Source organism: Acinetobacter sp. YH12117, from assembly GCF_013418865.1.
Taxonomy (GTDB): Bacteria; Pseudomonadota; Gammaproteobacteria; order Pseudomonadales; family Moraxellaceae; genus Acinetobacter; species Acinetobacter indicus.
Genome location: NZ_VPBF01000034.1, coordinates 16,227 through 31,867, shown reverse-complemented (window position 1 = coordinate 31,867; position 15,641 = coordinate 16,227). Strand labels below are relative to the sequence as shown.

The window sequence follows — 15,641 nt, the reverse complement described above, 5'->3', positions numbered from 1 at the left end:
GAACGCAATTCAGACACAAATCTGGATTGCGATGATCGCCTATTTATTGGTGAGTTTCGCTCGACATTTAGGAAAAACAGGTTGGACAGTTCAACGTTTACTCAGAATAATTCAAGTGAATTTGTTTAAAAGAAGAACTTTAAAAGCTTTATTTTCACCCGATAAAATACCCATAAAACAAGAGGAAGCTCAAATGAGCTTCCTCTTGTGAAAAATTGTGGGACAGCAATGGGCGCATCTCCTTCCTTTTTTATCTTCAGCACTTCACCGAGATGAAGCAACTCGCGTAGCTGCCTTGGCGAATTCCCCCACCATTTTAAATCGGCTGTAACTGTGCGCTTAAACGTGCTGCCATCTCTCTTAAATACTGGATTTTTGGATGCTGCATATCCAGCGGCAAATCCGAAGCAGTGCCCAACACCGAAATCGCATATTCAATTTCATGGTGCTGATTTAATACCGGCACACAAATCGCATGAATTCCGGCCAGCAAATCGCCTGCGACCGTGGCCACACCTTCACTTAGAATCTGCTGTTTTAAAGTTAAAAATTCATCCCAGTTCTGTGGATAGACCGGTTTTTGCTGCGCCTGATGCTGTTGCCATTCTTTTTCCAGCAAAGGCCGCACCAGCGCTTCCGGCATAAACGCAGCATAAGCCCGGCCGGTGGCCGAATTCAGCATCGGCATGATCGAACCGACACGGGTAATCACCGAAACCGGCTGATTCGGCTCCAGCCACTGTACAATCAGCGGGCCTTGCGCCGTCCATTTGCTAATCTGCAAACCACAATCCAGATGCTGGTGCAGTTCATTAATCTGTGCCTGTGCCGCCTGCAGACTGTCACTGCGCTGGATACAGCTCAGGCCAAAACGATAAGCCTGATCACCCAGCGCATAACGGCCATCTTCTAGCTGCTTGGCATAATTCATACGCACCAGACTAACCATATAACGATGCACCTTGGCCGGATGCATGGCCAGTTTTTCAGATAAATCTTTGAGCATGACCGGATGACGATAGGTCATCAGCGCATCCAGCACGGTTAAACCCACCTCTAAAGATTGCACGCCCACCTGATTCTTTTCTGACATAAGAATTTTACTCTCCTGTAAACACCGAGCATTTTAGCGTGCTGTTCTGATTTATAAATGCATCTCTGCAGAATTCTTTTATTTACATTTTTACGATATTCGTAATTTAATTAACTATTGCGTAATTAATAAAAATAAGTATGATGAGATTTATGACAAAAATCAAGTGATCCAGATCACTCCCCAGATAGAAAACACTGGACCGTTTTCATCGAGATATGCAGGAACCCATATGACTCAGCAAGCATTTGTAGACGTTGCAGCACATTCAGATTTCCCGATTCAGAACCTGCCGTATGGCGTATTTAGCGAAAGCCCAACGGGCCATCGCCGTATTGGTGTAGCCTTAGGTGAATGGGTGGTGGATTTGGCCATGCTGGAAGCGAACGGTTTTCTCAGCATTCAGGCCGGCGAAAGTTATTTTAATCAGCCGACCTTGAATAAATTTATTGAATCGGGTCAACACAACTGGCGCAAAATCCGTCAGGAATTACAAAGCCTGCTGTCTGCCGACAACCCGACATTACGTGACAATGACAGTTTACGTGCACAGGCTTTCTTCGCTCAGGCAGAAGTGCATATGCATCTGCCGGTACATATTCCGGGCTATACCGATTTCTATTCATCTAAAGAACATGCCACCAATGTCGGCTGCATGTTCCGTGATCCGAAGAATGCCCTGCTACCAAACTGGTCAGAATTACCGGTCGGTTATAACGGCCGCGCCAGTTCTGTGGTGGTGAGTGGTACACCAGTGGTACGTCCATCCGGCCAGATCAAGTTACCAAATGCCGAACGTCCAATTTTCTCGGCCTGCCGTAAACTCGATTTTGAACTGGAAACCGGCTTTATTGTCGGCAAACCGAACAAACTGGGTGAACCCATCTCGATTGAAAATGCCTGGGAGCATATTTTTGGCATGGTGCTGTTCAATGACTGGTCAGCACGTGACATCCAGCAATGGGAATATGTGCCTTTAGGACCGTTTAATGCCAAGACCTTTGCTTCATCCATTTCGCCATGGATTGTGACCATGGAGGCGCTGGAACCGTTTAAAACCCGTACCCAGGTACAAGAGCCACGTCCACTGGCCTATTTACGTGAAGAACAGGTCGATAACAGCTATGACATTCATCTGTCGGTTGAACTCAAAGCCGCACAATCGGAACAGAGCGATGTAATCTGCCAGACCAACTTTAAATATATGTACTGGTCGATGGCACAGCAACTGACCCATCACACTGTTTCAGGCTGTAATGTTCAGGTTGGCGATTTAATGGGTTCCGGCACCATTTCTGGTCCAACGCCGGATTCTTATGGCTCCTTGCTGGAACTGACCTGGAACACTAGCAAACCGTTAACTTTGGCCAACGGTCAACAGCGTGGTTTCCTAGAAGATGGCGACACGCTAATCATGAAAGGCTACTGTGAAAAAGATGGCCTGCGCATTGGCTTTGGTGAAGTCAGCGGCACCGTCTTGCCTGCAGTGCAATTTAACTTTGCCACAGATGAAGCGCAGGATGCTGCCCATGAAACTGTATAGTTATTTTCGCAGTTCAGCTGCTTACCGGGTGCGGATTGCGCTGAACCTGAAGGGCTTAAAAGCTGAGATTATTCCGGTACATTTGCTAAACAATGGCGGCGAACAGCATCAGCCTACCTATCGTCAAATCAACCCAAGCGGCCTGATTCCGGCCTGGGTGGAGGATGATTTTCAGCTGAGCCAGTCGCTGAGCATTCTGGAATATCTGCAAGAAAAATATCCGCAGCCAGCCCTGTTACCGGCCGATCTACAGCAACGCGCCAAAATCCGTGCCTTTTGCCAGAGCATTGCCTGTGATATTCATCCGATTAACAACCTGCGCGTACTGCAATATTTAAGCGGCACGCTACAACTCAGCGACGAACAGAAAACGGCATGGTATCAGCATTGGGTGACTTTGGGCTTTCAGAGTCTGGAAGCACAATTGACCGATTCCAATGGCCGCTTCTGTTTTGGCGATCAGCCCACTTTTGCAGACTGCTGCCTGATTCCACAGGTCTATAACGCCCAGCGCTTTCATGTCGATTTAGCAGATTTCCCTAAAATTGCCGCGATTTATAGCCATTGCCTCACCCTGCCTGCATTTCAACAGGCCGCACCCGAAGCACAAGCAGATGCCGCCTAAGATTCATCAATAAGGATATTGAACCATGACCATTCAAATTGAAAAAATTCACCACGTTGCCTATCGCTGTAAAGATGCCAAAGAAACCGTCGAGTGGTACAAAAAAAACCTGAATATGGACTTTATTCTGGCTTTTGCCGAAGACTATGTACCGTCGACCAAAGCCTTTGACCCATACATGCATTTATTCCTGGATGCCGGCAATGGCAATGTACTGGCCTTTTTTGAACTGCCGACCCAGCCAGAAATGGGCCGTGATGAAAACACCCCGAAATGGGTGCAGCATATTGCCCTGAAAGTCAAAGACCGCGCTGCACTGCTCAAAGCCAAAGCGCATCTGGAAGCCAATGGTGTCGAGGTTTTAGGCGTGACCAATCATGGCATTTTCCATTCAATTTACTTTTTTGATCCGAATGGCCATCGTCTGGAACTGGCCTACGATGATGAAGCTGCGCCAGAAAAAATCGCCCTGATTACCGAAGACATGAAGCATGAAATGCTGGAGCAATGGAGCAAGACCAAACGCGCGCCGCATCATACCCATTTCCTGCATGCCTCCGAGTTAGACAACAACGCTGGCAGTGCCAAAGTCGACAGCTAAACAAGCAGGTTAAAACAGATGAATAAAGTAGTAGCAACTGCTGAGCTGGCGTTGGCCGATGTGGTGGCCGATCATCAAACGCTCGCGGTAGGTGGTTTTGGCCTCTGTGGCATTCCTGAAGCCTTAATTGAAGCGCTAAAAAATACCGGGGTGACGGGACTGACCTGTATTTCCAACAATGCCGGAGTCGATGATTTTGGTTTGGGTAAATTGCTACAGACCAAACAGATTAAAAAGATGATCTCTTCCTATGTTGGTAAAAACAAGGAATTTGAGCGCCAGTATTTAAGCGGTGAACTGGAAGTGGAACTAACCCCTCAGGGCACACTGGCAGAAAAATTACGTGCTGGCGGCGCGGAGATTCCGGCCTTTTACACGCAAACCGGGGTCGGTACGCTGATTGCTGAAGGCAAAGAAGTCCGTGAATTTGAGGGAAAATCCTATATTCTAGAACACGCCTTAACGGCTGATGTTGCCCTGATTAAAGCCTATAAAGCAGATAAAGCCGGAAATTTAATATTCCGCAAAACTGCCCGTAATTTTAATCCTGAATGTGCCATGGCCGGCAAATTTACCATTGCGGAAGTCGAGCAGATTGTGGAAATCGGCGAGCTGGACCCGGATGAGATCCATCTGCCTGGAATTTATATCAACCGTGTGGTACTGAACAGCACACCCGAAAAACGGATTGAACAGATGACCTTAAAGGTGGAGGCTTAAACCATGGCATGGACGCGAAATGAAATGGCCCAGCGTGCTGCGCTTGAGCTGCAAGATGGCTTTTATGTCAATTTAGGAATTGGCCTGCCCACCCTGGTCGCCAACTATATTCCAGAACATATCAACGTCTGGCTACAGTCTGAAAATGGCCTGCTGGGCATTGGTGAGTTTCCGACTCAAGACACGCTTGATCCTGACCTGATTAATGCCGGGAAACAGACGGTAACTGCACAAGCAGGGGCATCATTTTTCTCGAGTGCAGAGTTCTTCGCCATGATTCGTGGCGGACATGTCAACATTGCCATTTTAGGCGCTATGGAAGTGTCGGAACGTGGCGATTTGGCTAACTGGATGATTCCAGGTAAAAAAGTCAAAGGCATGGGCGGCGCCATGGATCTGGTGGTTGGGGTACAGAAAGTCGTGGTGCTCATGGAACACTGTGCCAAAGATGGCAGCCCGAAACTGCTTTCCGAATGCAGCCTGCCTCTGACCGGTCAAGGTGTCGTCAACCGGATTATTAGTGATCTCGGCGTGATTGATGTGACTGAACAGGGCTTAAAGCTCGTAGAACTGGCCAAAGATGTGACCCTTGCACAAATTCAGGCTGCTACAGGGGCAAAGCTGATCACAACGGGGCTAGATGCAGCTTAAATTCCACAGATCAGGAGCAGCGATATAGCTGCTTCTGTTTTTAACCCACTAATCACCTGATTTTTGAGAGCATGCCCGTCTCTAAAATTTTGAATTAAATCTCAAAAATTATAGTTTCAAAGAAATAAGCATCAAATTTTCAGCCATTAAAATTGATCAAATTTCAATCAGTTAAAAATATTAAAAAAACATCTCTTTTTATAATTTTTTTATTATTTATCAATAAATAACAATAAAAAAATAAGATTAATTTAGAGTTTAAGCTCTAATGAGGTTGGATTTTATACTCAATAGTTCATGTAGAGCATTTACTCTTATTTTAATTGTGCTATTTTTGTCACATGGAGTAACAAATGATCTCGGTGAATACAAGCCGAAATCATCCTAGATGAAAGCTTAAAGCATCAACAAAAACAGTCATAAAAGACTTTATAGCCCAAGGGAAATGTATAATGAAATTAAAAGCACTAAGCACAGCAATGATTTTAGCAACTGTACCAATGACAGGTGCTTTTGCTGCAGCTCTAGATCGTTCTGGTCAATCTATTGCTGCATTCTTACAACCGGGTAACTACTTTGAAGCAGGTATTTCAGTCCTAGATCCAGATGTATCTGGTAAAGAAGCTGGTACAAGTGAAACACGCCGTAATATTGAAGATATGGCTGGTGATTACTATTTCCCAAGCGCAGCCTTAAAATTCCAACCTACTGAAAAGTTCTCAGTCGGTATTTTATATGACCAACCATATGGCGCTGAGGCAGAATACCAAGGTACCAATGTCTTTACTTCAAACCCAGGTACAGACACTATTTTATCAACTGGTGCAATAAACAATATTGTGCGTGCTAGAGCAATTGCAGCTCTTAAAGCTCAAGGACAGCCAGTAAATGACCAAACAATAGCATTTGCTTCTCAAGAAGTTAGAGATAGTGCAGCATTTCAACAGTTAACTGGAGCACTTGCTGTAGGTAATAATTTCTTAGGCGAAGGTAATACTAAAGTTGAAGTAGATACTCAAAACCTGTCTTTAGTTTTTGGTTACCAACCGACTGAAAACTGGAATATCTACGGTGGTGGTGTTTATCAAACTGTTAAAGGGAATCTAAGCTTACGCGGTCAAGCATATAGCCTTTTCAACGGTTATGATGCGACATTTAAAGAAACAAGTGGTACAGGCTGGTTAGCAGGTTTAGCCTTCCAAATCCCAGATATTGCTTTAAAAGCTTCTGTAACTTATCGTTCAGAAATTGACCATGATGTTTCAGCTTCTGAAGACTTATCACTTTTAAACTTCCCTTTACTAACAACTGTATTGGGTGGTTTAGGTGTTTCTCCTGCCCAGCTTGCTACTTTAGATGATTCAGGCAAAACTAAAATTACTACACCTCAATCTGTAAACCTGGATTTCCAAACTGGAATCATGGCAAATACTGTAGCTTTCGCTAATGTACGCTGGGTAGACTGGTCAAACTTTTCTATTCGCCCTTACCAATTTGGCAATATCAGTGAAGCTGTAGGTCCTCTAGTAGGTCGTCCAGATGGCTTTAATCTGGTTGAATATGAAGATGATCAAATTTCAGCAACTGTAGGTGTAGGCCGTAAATTTAATGACCTATGGGCTGGTAACGTATCAGTAGGTTGGGATTCTGGCGCAGGTAACCCTGTATCAACTCTTGGTCCTACTGAAGGTTATTGGAACGTGGGTCTAGGGGTTCAATACTCACCTGCACCAAACTACTTTATTGCAGGTGGTGTAAAATACTTCATGTTGGGTGATGCTAAAGCCCAAACAGGTGCTCAAGCAGGCGGTTCTGATTATGTTGCAGAGTTTGAAGACAACGATGCATGGGCATACGGTTTAAAAATCGGTTACCGCTTCTAATCTCTTAGTTTTCAAAGGAGCCACCCTTCGGGGTGGCTTTTTTTGCACTTAAAACTCCTCTTTTTTATACAAGTGTTAATTAAATGTTTAAATTAAAAGCAATTAAACTCATATTTACCCAAACATTACCCTAAAAAATTATTTAATAAAATTCATTTACTTAAGACCTAAAAATAACACTTTTACTCTAATCAACTGCTATTTATAACTTATTCAGTTCATTTATTCTGCGAAGTTGAGCATTTACTCTTTTTTCAAATATGTTACTTTTCCTGCACTTTTTGTTACATAAAGCATCAGGGAACGACCATGAAGCTCAATAAAATCTATTCGGCTATTTTACTTAGCACTCTCCCACTTACACCTGCGCTTGCTGCTGGTTTAGACCGTTCTGGTCAATCTATTGCTGCATTTTTACAATCAGGCAATTATGCAGAAGCAGGTATTTCAGTTTTAGATCCAAATGTATCTGGTCAAGACAAAGATAAACACCAAGCTAATGACATGGCAGGTGATTATTACTTCCCACACGCTGCATTAAAAGTTCAAGCAACTGACAAAATTTCGATTGGTTTAATTTACGATCAGCCCTATGGCGCCGATGCCGAATATTTTGGCAACAATAATTTTGTTGAAAGTAGACCTGTACCATTTCAAGGTGGCACTTCAGTTGAGGTTGATACCCAAAATTTAAACCTGTTAGTTGGTTATCAACCTAATGAAAATTGGAATCTATATGCAGGCGCTGTATATCAAACAGTAGATGGTACTGTTATTTTACGTGGCACTGCATACTCGGCCCTTAATGGTTATGATTTTAAAACAGGTGAGGATGAATCTGTTGGTTGGTTAGCTGGTGTTGCTTATCAAATTCCTGAAATAGCACTTAAAGCTTCTGTTACTTACCGCTCTGAAATTGAACATGAAATGACTGCTTATGAGAACTTTGGTGCAATAGGATTTACTTCTATTCCTGCACTAGATGCGGCCATGACGCAAATTAGTTCTACAACAGGTAAAACACAACTAACAACACCACAATCTGTCAATCTAGATTTCCAAACAGGAATTATGGCTAACACTGTTGCATTTGCAAACCTTCGCTGGGTGGACTGGTCAAATTTTAAAGTACAACCATACAAATTTGGCAAGCTTACTCAAATATTAGGCCAAGCTGGTTATGTACCAACCAAACCTAATGGATTTAACCTTATTGACTATAAAGATGACCAAATTTCTGCAACTGTTGGTGTAGGACGTAAGTTCAATGACCGTTGGGGTGGCAATGTATCTGTAGGCTGGGATTCTGGTGCCGGCAACCCTGTTACGACCTTAGGTCCAACTGAAGGCTACTGGAGTGTAGGTACAGGTGTTCGCTACTCACCTACCGAAAATTATTTCATTGGTGCAGGATTTAAATACTTCTGGTTAGGTGATGCTGATGCCGTCACAGGTGCACATACGGAAGCAGGCAAGTTTGAAAATAATTATGCAGTTGCATATGGATTAAGTATTGGCTACCGCTTCTAAAAATTTCATAGTTAGAACCGCATAACTAACAAAGGGCATCAAATGATGCCCTTTGTTGCACTCAGCTTCAGATTAAGCTGGAATATCACGCACAGATGCTTTACGGATCGCTTCTTTTAGCGCTTCATAGCCATGAATGGCCGGGAACTGTGGAAATTCTGCAATCACATTTTCAGGTGCATCAAACAGGAAACCGGCATCGGCTTCGCCAAGCATGGTGGTGTCATTATAAGAATCGCCTGCGGCAATTACACGGAAATTCAAACCATGTAATGCTTTTACCGCCTGACGTTTCTGGTCAGGTTGACGCAGCTTGTACGCGGTGATCATACCATTTTCATCAGTTTCCAGTTTATGGCAGAAAATGGTTGGCCAGCCCAGTTGCTTCATTAACGGATGAGCAAACTCGTAGAATGTATCAGATAGAATAATCAGCTGGAAATGAGTACGTAACCATTCCACAAATTCTTTGGCACCCGGAAATGGGCCCATATCGGCAATCACTTCCTGAATATCATTTAAACCCAAACCATGCTGTTTTAAGATATTCAAACGCTGTGTCATTAATACATCATAGTCAGGAATATCACGGGTTGTCGCTTCTAGCTCTTTAATCCCAGTTTTTTTTGCAAAGTTAATCCAAATTTCTGGAACCAACACACCTTCAAGATCAAGACATACAACTTCCATGAATGCTCCCCATATCTGTCATTGAAAAAAATTTGCTCTATCATAGACCAAGATCGCGCTTTTGACTTGTTCTTTTTTAAATCTATTTTTTTCATAAGCATTGATTTTTTAGTGATAAGTTGGTTTTGGCATTTCTATTAAAATACAGCCGAAATAAATTAATATAGGTTTTGTCATCTCCAAGCCTATAGCCAGGAATATTATGACTACCATTCCCACTATTGATCTCGTTGACGCGCTTGCCGCCGAATATGCAGATAAATCTCCAAGTGAAATTCTAAAACTGGCACTCAGCCAGCCAGGTGAAATTGCGATTTCCTTTTCAGGCGCTGAAGATGTGGTGCTGATTGATATGGCGGCCAATCTGGGTCTGCCTTTTCGTGTCTTTAGCCTGGATACCGGCCGTTTGCATGGCGAAACCTATCAATTTATTGAAACCGTTCGCAAGCACTATAATATTCCAATTGAAATCTGTTTCCCGGAAACTGAAGCCATTCAGCAACTGATTAATGAAAAAGGCCTGTTCAGTTTCTACGCCGACGGTCATCAGGAATGCTGTGGCATCCGTAAAGTTCAGCCGCTGCGTAAAAAGCTGGCCACGCTAGATGGCTGGATTACCGGTCAGCGTAAAGACCAGAGTCCGGGCACGCGCAATGAAATTCCAGTGGTTCAGGCTGACCCAGGTTTTTCTGGTCCTGGCAAACAGCTGATCAAGTACAATCCTTTGGCCAACTGGTCCAGCAGTGATGTCTGGAATTACATCCGTTTAATGGAAATTCCATATAATCCATTACATGAAAAAGGTTTTATTTCGATTGGCTGTGAACCATGTACCCGTGCAGTTTTACCGAACCAGCATGAACGCGAAGGCCGCTGGTGGTGGGAAGATGCAACCCATAAAGAATGTGGACTTCACGCCGGAAATCTGAAAAAATAAATACGCTAGACCACTGCCCAGCAGTGGTTTATTTTTTTACGCAACAGAATAAACAAAGTTCCGCGTTTATATGATAAACACTATATACTAAGTCAGTTCACCTATAATTCTAAAAAGCCGTTCCAATGAAGGTCGGTCATATTGCAGTGAGGCAATTAACGCTATGCGTCCATTACATCCGATTGATTTTATCTTTCTGTCTTTAGAAAAACGCCAGCAACCAATGCATGTTGGGGGGTTATTCCTATTTCAGATTCCAGAGAACGCACCTGAAACCTTTATTCAAGATCTGGTCGAAGACATCCGTAATTCTCAATCGATGCCGATTCCACCGTTTAACAATAAATTGAATGGCTTATTCTGGGATGAAGATCCTGAATTCGATCTGGACCACCATTTCCGTCATATCGCCCTGCCTCATCCGGGACGAATCCGTGAATTACTGACCTATATTTCTCAAGAACACAGCGCGCTGATTGACCGCGCCAAACCGCTATGGACCTGTCATATTATTGAAGGGATTGAAGGCAACCGCTTTGCCATGTACTTCAAAATCCATCATGCCATGGTCGATGGTATTGCCGGCATGCGCTTACTGGAAAAATCGCTCTCACACGATCCAGATGCCAAAAGTATTGTACCGCCTTGGTGTGTAGAAGGCCGCCGCGCCAAACGACTGAAAGAGCCGAAAGCCAGCCGCTTCAAGAATATTGCAGCAGGACTGAAAAGCCAGTTGGAAGCCACGCCGCGAGTCATGTACGAGTTATCGCAAACTGTAATGAAAGATATGGGCCGTAATCCGGATTATGTATCCAGCTTCCAGGCACCAAGTTCAATCCTGAATCAGCGCGTTAGTTCCTCACGCCGCTTTGCTGCACAGTCCTATGAGTTTGCCCGTCTGCATAAAATTGCCAAGGCCCTGGGCGTGACTATTAATGACATTGTGCTGGCCATCTGTTCAGGTGCCTTACGTGAATATTTACTCAGCCAGAATGCCCTGCCAAGAAAACCACTAATTGCCATGGTACCCGCCTCAGTCCGGAGCGATGATTCTGATGTATCCAACCGGATTACCATGATTCTGGCCAATCTGGCGACGCACAAGGACAATCCACTGGAACGTCTCAGCATTATTCGTCGCAGCGTACTAAATGCCAAAGAACGCTTTAAACGCATGAATGCCAACCAGATTCTGAACTATAGCGCCTTTGTTTATAGCGCCGCCGGCTTAAATATTGTGTCTGGTTTAATGCCAAAACGTCAGGCCTTTAACCTGGTCATTTCCAATGTGCCGGGACCGCGTGAAGCGCTGTACTGGAATGGTGCCAAACTTGAAGCGTTGTATCCGGCTTCAATTGTGCTGGATGGTCAGGCGCTGAACATCACCATGACCAGTTATCAGGACAAGCTGGAAGTTGGTTTAACAGCCTGCCGCAATGCCCTGCCAAAAATGCAGAACCTGTTACAACATCTGGAAGATGAAATTCAGCGTTTTGAACGGATTATTGAAACAGTAGATGTAACCTTGGACGAGGTGGAAAAAAAGTCAGTTAAAAGACTCGGCCCAGGCCGGAAGAACATCGAGATTCAGACGAAAAGTATGAATCTCTTTTTTAAATTGTAATGATAAGAGAAAAAATTAAGGGGCTTTCAAAAGGCCCCTTAACTTTTAATGGTTCGACATTGTTTTAATAATTGCTGACAGACGGTGCGAATCATGGCGGTGGTAATTTGTACTTCTTTACCTTGCTCATCTACGATATACGCCGCACTGTGTACAGTTTTTGGTTCTAAAACTTTAAGACTTTTATTAATCACGACTTCGCTCATACCCATGATAGACCTCATTTTGCTGAAACCGTAAGGGAGATTACGGCTTTGGCTCTGGTGTATGCTTAGTATTGTGAATCTACCTAAAAAAGTAAAATTTCAGATGTAACAACTGTTTAACGATATCCTGTTACAATTTCAGCTTAAAATGATATCGTATTGCTCTTGCGTGTATAAATTTTCAACCTGGAATTTTATGACACGATTCACGAAATGCTCCAGATCCGCGACGGCTGGTGCTTCTGCGGTTAACAGCCGGTCAATCACCGATGGATGGGCAACGACAGTAAAGCCACGCTGAGATTCAAAGGCACGTGCATAGCGCATAATTTCTCGAAAAATCTCGTAACACACTGACTCGGCTGTTTTCACATAACCGCGGCCCTGACAGGTTGGACAAGACTCACACAGCAAATGTTCCAGAGATTCACGGGTACGCTTACGGGTCATTTCCACCAGACCCAGTTCAGACACCTGGGTAATTTTGGTTTTGGCATGATCGCGTTCCAGCATTTTCTCGAACTGGCACATCACTTCTTCACGATGCTGTGCTTCCTGCATGTCAATAAAATCAATGATGATAATCCCACCCAGATTACGCAGTCGCAACTGGCGTGCAATCACCTGTGTGGCTTCCATATTGGTTTTAAAGACCGTGTCTTCCAGACTACGCCCGCCGACATAAGAACCGGTATTGATATCAATGGTGGTCATGGCTTCGGTCTGATCAATCATCAGATAGCCACCCGATTTCAGCGCCACGCGGGTTTGAAGCGCCTTCTGGATATCTTCTTCGACATTGTATAAATCGAACAGCGGCCGTTCGCCCGGATAATGCAACAAGCGGTTTTGCATATTCGGCACAAACTCATCGACAAAGTCTTTCAGCTTGGCATAGATTTCACGTGAATCGACATAGATTTTGGCAGTTTCTTCATTGGCCAGATCACGAATCACGCGCTGCGGCAAAGGCAGCTCTTCAAAAATTAAAGACGGCACCGCAATAATTTTCTGTTTGCGCTGAATATGCTCCCACAGCTTGGCCAAATAGGCCATGTCCTGGGCAATGGCGGCTTCTTCCACCCCTTCTGCGGCGGTACGAACAATCACCGAGCCCGGCAGTTTATGCTGTTTCTGAATCCGTTCAATCATCGAACGCAAACGGTCACGCTCTTCATCCGATTCAATCCGCTGTGATACGCCAATATGGCTGCCAAATGGCATCAATACCAGATAACGCGAAGGAATTGACAGATCGGTCGACAGGCGCGCGCCTTTGGTGCCGAGCATGTCTTTCATAACCTGCACAGTAAGGATTTGCCCCGGCTGTAACAGCTCGAAAACATTCGGGGTTGGCTGGCTGCGTGGCCAGACCATGTCATTGATATGTAAAAAAGCGGTACGTGACAGCCCAATATCGACAAAGGCAGCCTGCATACCTGGCAGCACCCGTACCACTTTACCTTTATAAATATTTCCTACTAAACCACGTTTGGCGGTACGTTCAACAAATAATTCATTGACCGTGCCGTTTTGAATTAACGCGACACGACATTCCATAGGCGTGACGTTAATCAACAACTCGTCAGACATAATACAACTCAAAGCCTTATAAAAATTCTTGTAGCAGCAGTTAATTTAGTGCCTTAACTGTCTGTAATAACTGTACGGTTTCATGCAGCGGCAATCCCACCACGTTGCTATAACTGCCTTCAATACGCGGGATATAACGTGCTGCAATGCCCTGTATGGCATAGGCTCCCGCCTTACCCAGCGGCTCTCCACTGGCCCAATAACACTCCATGTCACTCAGACTCAGCGCTTGAAATTCAACCTGGGTACGTACCACTATACTGTATTTTTCTGCTTTTGTGCGTACGCAAACACCTGAAAATACATCATGTTTTCGACCGGAAATCTGCTGCCACATGGCAAAGGCATGCGCTTTGGATTCTGGTTTTCCTAAAATCTGGCCATCAACACCCAAACTGGTATCGGCGGCAATCACAATCGCATCAGGGAAACGTGCCAACACGGCATCGGCTTTGGCACAGGCCAGCCGCTCAACATACTGCTCGACTGGCTCATCTGGCAAGATAGACTCGTCGATGTCCGGGCTGTAAATCTCAAATTGCAGCCCCAACTGTTCAAGCAGCTCACGGCGTCTAGGTGAGCTGGAGGCCAGAATTATACGCTGCGCCATTTTCGTAGCAGATAATACAGCACCGGCCAGACCAGAATGCTGGACAGCACCGGTTGCCAGTGACGGGCAAATGGAAATTCAATACCGGCCATAATCTGTAACAGCCAGATCAGCGCCAGATGGACCACAATGGCAATACTGGCAATCACCCATAAATTGGCAAAGGTCATCACCCGACGTTCGCGGGTTAGAAAGCGCGCCACGAAGGTAATTAATACAAAACTTAAGGCATTCATGCCCAGCGGTGCATCCAGCAGCAAATCTGCAAACAGGCCGGTGCCAAAGGCAAACCAGACGCCACACCAGGTCGGCTGGCTCATGACCCAGAACAGCATTACCATCATCATAAATACCGGACGCCAGCCCGATAAGCCATAAGACAAGGGATAAACCAGTAGCACCGAGGCAATAATGACCGAGAAGATAATCGGGAATAAAGGATCTTTGGGTTTACGCTGGCCCAGTTTAGTGATTGGCATGTGGCTGCTCCCGCGATAAAGATTCAGAGAATAACACCACCACATGATGTCCACCGGCCAGCTGTGCAGCAGGAATCACATCAATTTGCGCAAACTCGCCTGAGTTATGCCGGCTGACCTTGGAAATAGTTCCGACCAGATAACCTGCCGGGAAATGTTCACCAAGTCCGGAGCTATAGACTTTTTCACCGACTTTGATATTGGCACTGGTCGGCACATATTCCATTTTTAAACGGCCTAAGTCACCGGTGCCCGAAACAATCGCGCGCATACCGGTATGTTCCAGACGTACCGACAGCGAATGTTCTTTATCAGACAGCAGCATTACCCGGCTACTGTGCGGATAGACATCGACAATCTGGCCCATAATGCCGCGATCATCCAGCACGGTTTGCCCGACTTTGAGCTGACGGTTGGCACCGCGGTTAATCACAATAATATGCCGTAGCGGATCGGCATCGGTCCCAATCACTTCGGCAATTTCCATGCGTCCGTCAATGATCAGTGGCGTATCGAGCAGGCCACGTAAACGGGTATTTTCGGCAGACAGTTCGGAGAGTTTTTGCAGGCGTACCTGTGCCTGAAGCAGCTCGGCCTGCATCGCGGTATTTTCACGACGCAGCTGGGCTTCAGATTTACTTTGTTGACTTAGCCATTCTCGCGACAACACCGGATAACTTGCCAGCGCATAAATCGGATTATATGCCGCGTACAAGAGATCCCTTGCCGGTTGAATTACATGCGGCATGCGCCAGTTAAAAAACAGCACCACCAAGCATGTAATGACCGCAATAATAAAGGAGCGAAAAGATGGCGGTTGTCTGGAAAACAGATGTGATTGCACCGCCGGGTCCTT

The 15,641-nt window shown here is 45.1% G+C and carries 16 protein-coding genes and 1 pseudogene; 10 read left to right on the top strand and 7 right to left on the bottom strand.

The genetic code is table 11. The features are described 5' to 3' along the window. Nucleotides 1–211: pseudogene (locus tag FTU55_RS11675) on the top strand (IS4 family transposase); the annotation flags it as partial. A 105-nt stretch (nucleotides 212–316) separates the two neighbouring features. On the opposite strand, the gene FTU55_RS11670 reads toward FTU55_RS11675, so the two are convergent. After that, a complete protein-coding gene (locus FTU55_RS11670) occupies nucleotides 317–1,093 on the bottom strand; it encodes an IclR family transcriptional regulator (protein WP_180047167.1) in 777 nt (258 codons plus the stop codon). Between the two features lie 232 nt (nucleotides 1,094–1,325). Here FTU55_RS11670 and fahA point away from each other — a divergent pair, with 232 nt between their 5' ends. The 7 genes from fahA to FTU55_RS11635 all read left to right on the top strand — a co-directional run bounded on the left by fahA (nucleotide 1,326) and on the right by FTU55_RS11635 (nucleotide 8,646). Next, complete coding sequence (gene fahA, locus FTU55_RS11665) at nucleotides 1,326–2,636, top strand: fumarylacetoacetase (protein WP_180047165.1); 1,311 nt, start codon at nucleotides 1,326–1,328, stop codon at nucleotides 2,634–2,636. Then, nucleotides 2,623–3,261, top strand: coding sequence for a maleylacetoacetate isomerase (gene maiA / locus FTU55_RS11660; RefSeq protein WP_180047163.1), 639 nt, complete (start codon nucleotides 2,623–2,625; stop codon nucleotides 3,259–3,261). Before fahA ends, maiA begins: the two co-directional genes overlap by 14 nt. Before the next feature lie 25 nt (nucleotides 3,262–3,286). Continuing rightward, a complete protein-coding gene (locus FTU55_RS11655) occupies nucleotides 3,287–3,862 on the top strand; it encodes a VOC family protein (RefSeq protein ID WP_180047161.1) in 576 nt (191 codons plus the stop codon). An 18-nt stretch (nucleotides 3,863–3,880) separates the two neighbouring features. Further along, nucleotides 3,881–4,582 (top strand): CoA transferase subunit A, encoded by a 702-nt coding sequence (locus FTU55_RS11650; RefSeq protein ID WP_180047159.1) that lies wholly within the window; start codon nucleotides 3,881–3,883, stop codon nucleotides 4,580–4,582. 3 nt (nucleotides 4,583–4,585) lie between these two features. Next, complete coding sequence (locus FTU55_RS11645; RefSeq protein WP_180047157.1) at nucleotides 4,586–5,233, top strand: 3-oxoacid CoA-transferase subunit B; 648 nt, start codon at nucleotides 4,586–4,588, stop codon at nucleotides 5,231–5,233. Nucleotides 5,234–5,685: 452 nt separating this feature from the next. After that, nucleotides 5,686–7,116 (top strand): outer membrane protein transport protein, encoded by a 1,431-nt coding sequence (locus tag FTU55_RS11640; protein WP_180047155.1) that lies wholly within the window; start codon nucleotides 5,686–5,688, stop codon nucleotides 7,114–7,116. A 309-nt stretch (nucleotides 7,117–7,425) separates the two neighbouring features. Next, complete coding sequence (locus FTU55_RS11635) at nucleotides 7,426–8,646, top strand: OmpP1/FadL family transporter (protein WP_180047153.1); 1,221 nt, start codon at nucleotides 7,426–7,428, stop codon at nucleotides 8,644–8,646. 72 nt (nucleotides 8,647–8,718) lie between these two features. Here FTU55_RS11635 and thrH read toward each other — a convergent pair whose 3' ends face one another. Beyond that, nucleotides 8,719–9,336: a bifunctional phosphoserine phosphatase/homoserine phosphotransferase ThrH gene (thrH, locus tag FTU55_RS11630; protein WP_075168141.1), complete on the bottom strand. Its 618-nt coding sequence runs from the start codon at nucleotides 9,334–9,336 to the stop codon at nucleotides 8,719–8,721. Nucleotides 9,337–9,538: 202 nt separating this feature from the next. On the opposite strand from thrH, the gene FTU55_RS11625 reads away from it, so the two are divergent. Continuing rightward, nucleotides 9,539–10,273, top strand: coding sequence for a phosphoadenylyl-sulfate reductase (locus FTU55_RS11625; protein WP_180047151.1), 735 nt, complete (start codon nucleotides 9,539–9,541; stop codon nucleotides 10,271–10,273). A 163-nt stretch (nucleotides 10,274–10,436) separates the two neighbouring features. Then, entirely contained in the window at nucleotides 10,437–11,897 is a 1,461-nt protein-coding gene (locus tag FTU55_RS11620; RefSeq protein ID WP_180047148.1) for a wax ester/triacylglycerol synthase family O-acyltransferase, read from the top strand. A 38-nt stretch (nucleotides 11,898–11,935) separates the two neighbouring features. Here FTU55_RS11620 and FTU55_RS11615 read toward each other — a convergent pair whose 3' ends face one another. The 5 genes from FTU55_RS11615 to mreC all read right to left on the bottom strand — a co-directional run bounded on the left by FTU55_RS11615 (nucleotide 11,936) and on the right by mreC (nucleotide 15,629). Continuing rightward, nucleotides 11,936–12,109, bottom strand: coding sequence for a PA1571 family protein (locus FTU55_RS11615; protein ID WP_005179698.1), 174 nt, complete (start codon nucleotides 12,107–12,109; stop codon nucleotides 11,936–11,938). A gap of 132 nt (nucleotides 12,110–12,241) precedes the next feature. Then, nucleotides 12,242–13,696 (bottom strand): ribonuclease G, encoded by a 1,455-nt coding sequence (gene rng, locus FTU55_RS11610; RefSeq protein WP_005179701.1) that lies wholly within the window; start codon nucleotides 13,694–13,696, stop codon nucleotides 12,242–12,244. Between the two features lie 40 nt (nucleotides 13,697–13,736). Next, the gene (locus FTU55_RS11605; RefSeq protein WP_016659381.1) at nucleotides 13,737–14,306 is read right to left on the bottom strand and encodes a Maf family nucleotide pyrophosphatase; all 570 of its coding nucleotides are present in this window, start codon (nucleotides 14,304–14,306) and stop codon (nucleotides 13,737–13,739) included. Beyond that, the gene (gene mreD, locus FTU55_RS11600) at nucleotides 14,291–14,785 is read right to left on the bottom strand and encodes a rod shape-determining protein MreD (protein WP_180047146.1); all 495 of its coding nucleotides are present in this window, start codon (nucleotides 14,783–14,785) and stop codon (nucleotides 14,291–14,293) included. Before mreD ends, FTU55_RS11605 begins: the two co-directional genes overlap by 16 nt. Next, nucleotides 14,772–15,629, bottom strand: coding sequence for a rod shape-determining protein MreC (gene mreC / locus FTU55_RS11595; protein ID WP_180047144.1), 858 nt, complete (start codon nucleotides 15,627–15,629; stop codon nucleotides 14,772–14,774). The genes mreD and mreC overlap by 14 nt, the downstream gene beginning before the upstream one ends. Nucleotides 15,630–15,641 lie beyond the last annotated feature (12 nt).

What these genes read in the sequence shown, in the direction of transcription:
- FTU55_RS11670 (WP_180047167.1), bottom strand. Translation starts at nt 1,093, where the DNA reads ATGTCAGAAAAGAATCAGGTGGGCGTGCAATCTTTAGAGGTGGGTTTA.
- fahA (WP_180047165.1), top strand. Translation starts at nt 1,326, where the DNA reads ATGACTCAGCAAGCATTTGTAGACGTTGCAGCACATTCAGATTTCCCG.
- maiA (WP_180047163.1), top strand. Translation starts at nt 2,623, where the DNA reads ATGAAACTGTATAGTTATTTTCGCAGTTCAGCTGCTTACCGGGTGCGG.
- FTU55_RS11655 (WP_180047161.1), top strand. Translation starts at nt 3,287, where the DNA reads ATGACCATTCAAATTGAAAAAATTCACCACGTTGCCTATCGCTGTAAA.
- FTU55_RS11650 (WP_180047159.1), top strand. Translation starts at nt 3,881, where the DNA reads ATGAATAAAGTAGTAGCAACTGCTGAGCTGGCGTTGGCCGATGTGGTG.
- FTU55_RS11645 (WP_180047157.1), top strand. Translation starts at nt 4,586, where the DNA reads ATGGCATGGACGCGAAATGAAATGGCCCAGCGTGCTGCGCTTGAGCTG.
- FTU55_RS11640 (WP_180047155.1), top strand. Translation starts at nt 5,686, where the DNA reads ATGAAATTAAAAGCACTAAGCACAGCAATGATTTTAGCAACTGTACCA.
- FTU55_RS11635 (WP_180047153.1), top strand. Translation starts at nt 7,426, where the DNA reads ATGAAGCTCAATAAAATCTATTCGGCTATTTTACTTAGCACTCTCCCA.
- thrH (WP_075168141.1), bottom strand. Translation starts at nt 9,336, where the DNA reads ATGGAAGTTGTATGTCTTGATCTTGAAGGTGTGTTGGTTCCAGAAATT.
- FTU55_RS11625 (WP_180047151.1), top strand. Translation starts at nt 9,539, where the DNA reads ATGACTACCATTCCCACTATTGATCTCGTTGACGCGCTTGCCGCCGAA.
- FTU55_RS11620 (WP_180047148.1), top strand. Translation starts at nt 10,437, where the DNA reads ATGCGTCCATTACATCCGATTGATTTTATCTTTCTGTCTTTAGAAAAA.
- FTU55_RS11615 (WP_005179698.1), bottom strand. Translation starts at nt 12,109, where the DNA reads ATGGGTATGAGCGAAGTCGTGATTAATAAAAGTCTTAAAGTTTTAGAA.
- rng (WP_005179701.1), bottom strand. Translation starts at nt 13,696, where the DNA reads ATGTCTGACGAGTTGTTGATTAACGTCACGCCTATGGAATGTCGTGTC.
- FTU55_RS11605 (WP_016659381.1), bottom strand. Translation starts at nt 14,306, where the DNA reads ATGGCGCAGCGTATAATTCTGGCCTCCAGCTCACCTAGACGCCGTGAG.
- mreD (WP_180047146.1), bottom strand. Translation starts at nt 14,785, where the DNA reads ATGCCAATCACTAAACTGGGCCAGCGTAAACCCAAAGATCCTTTATTC.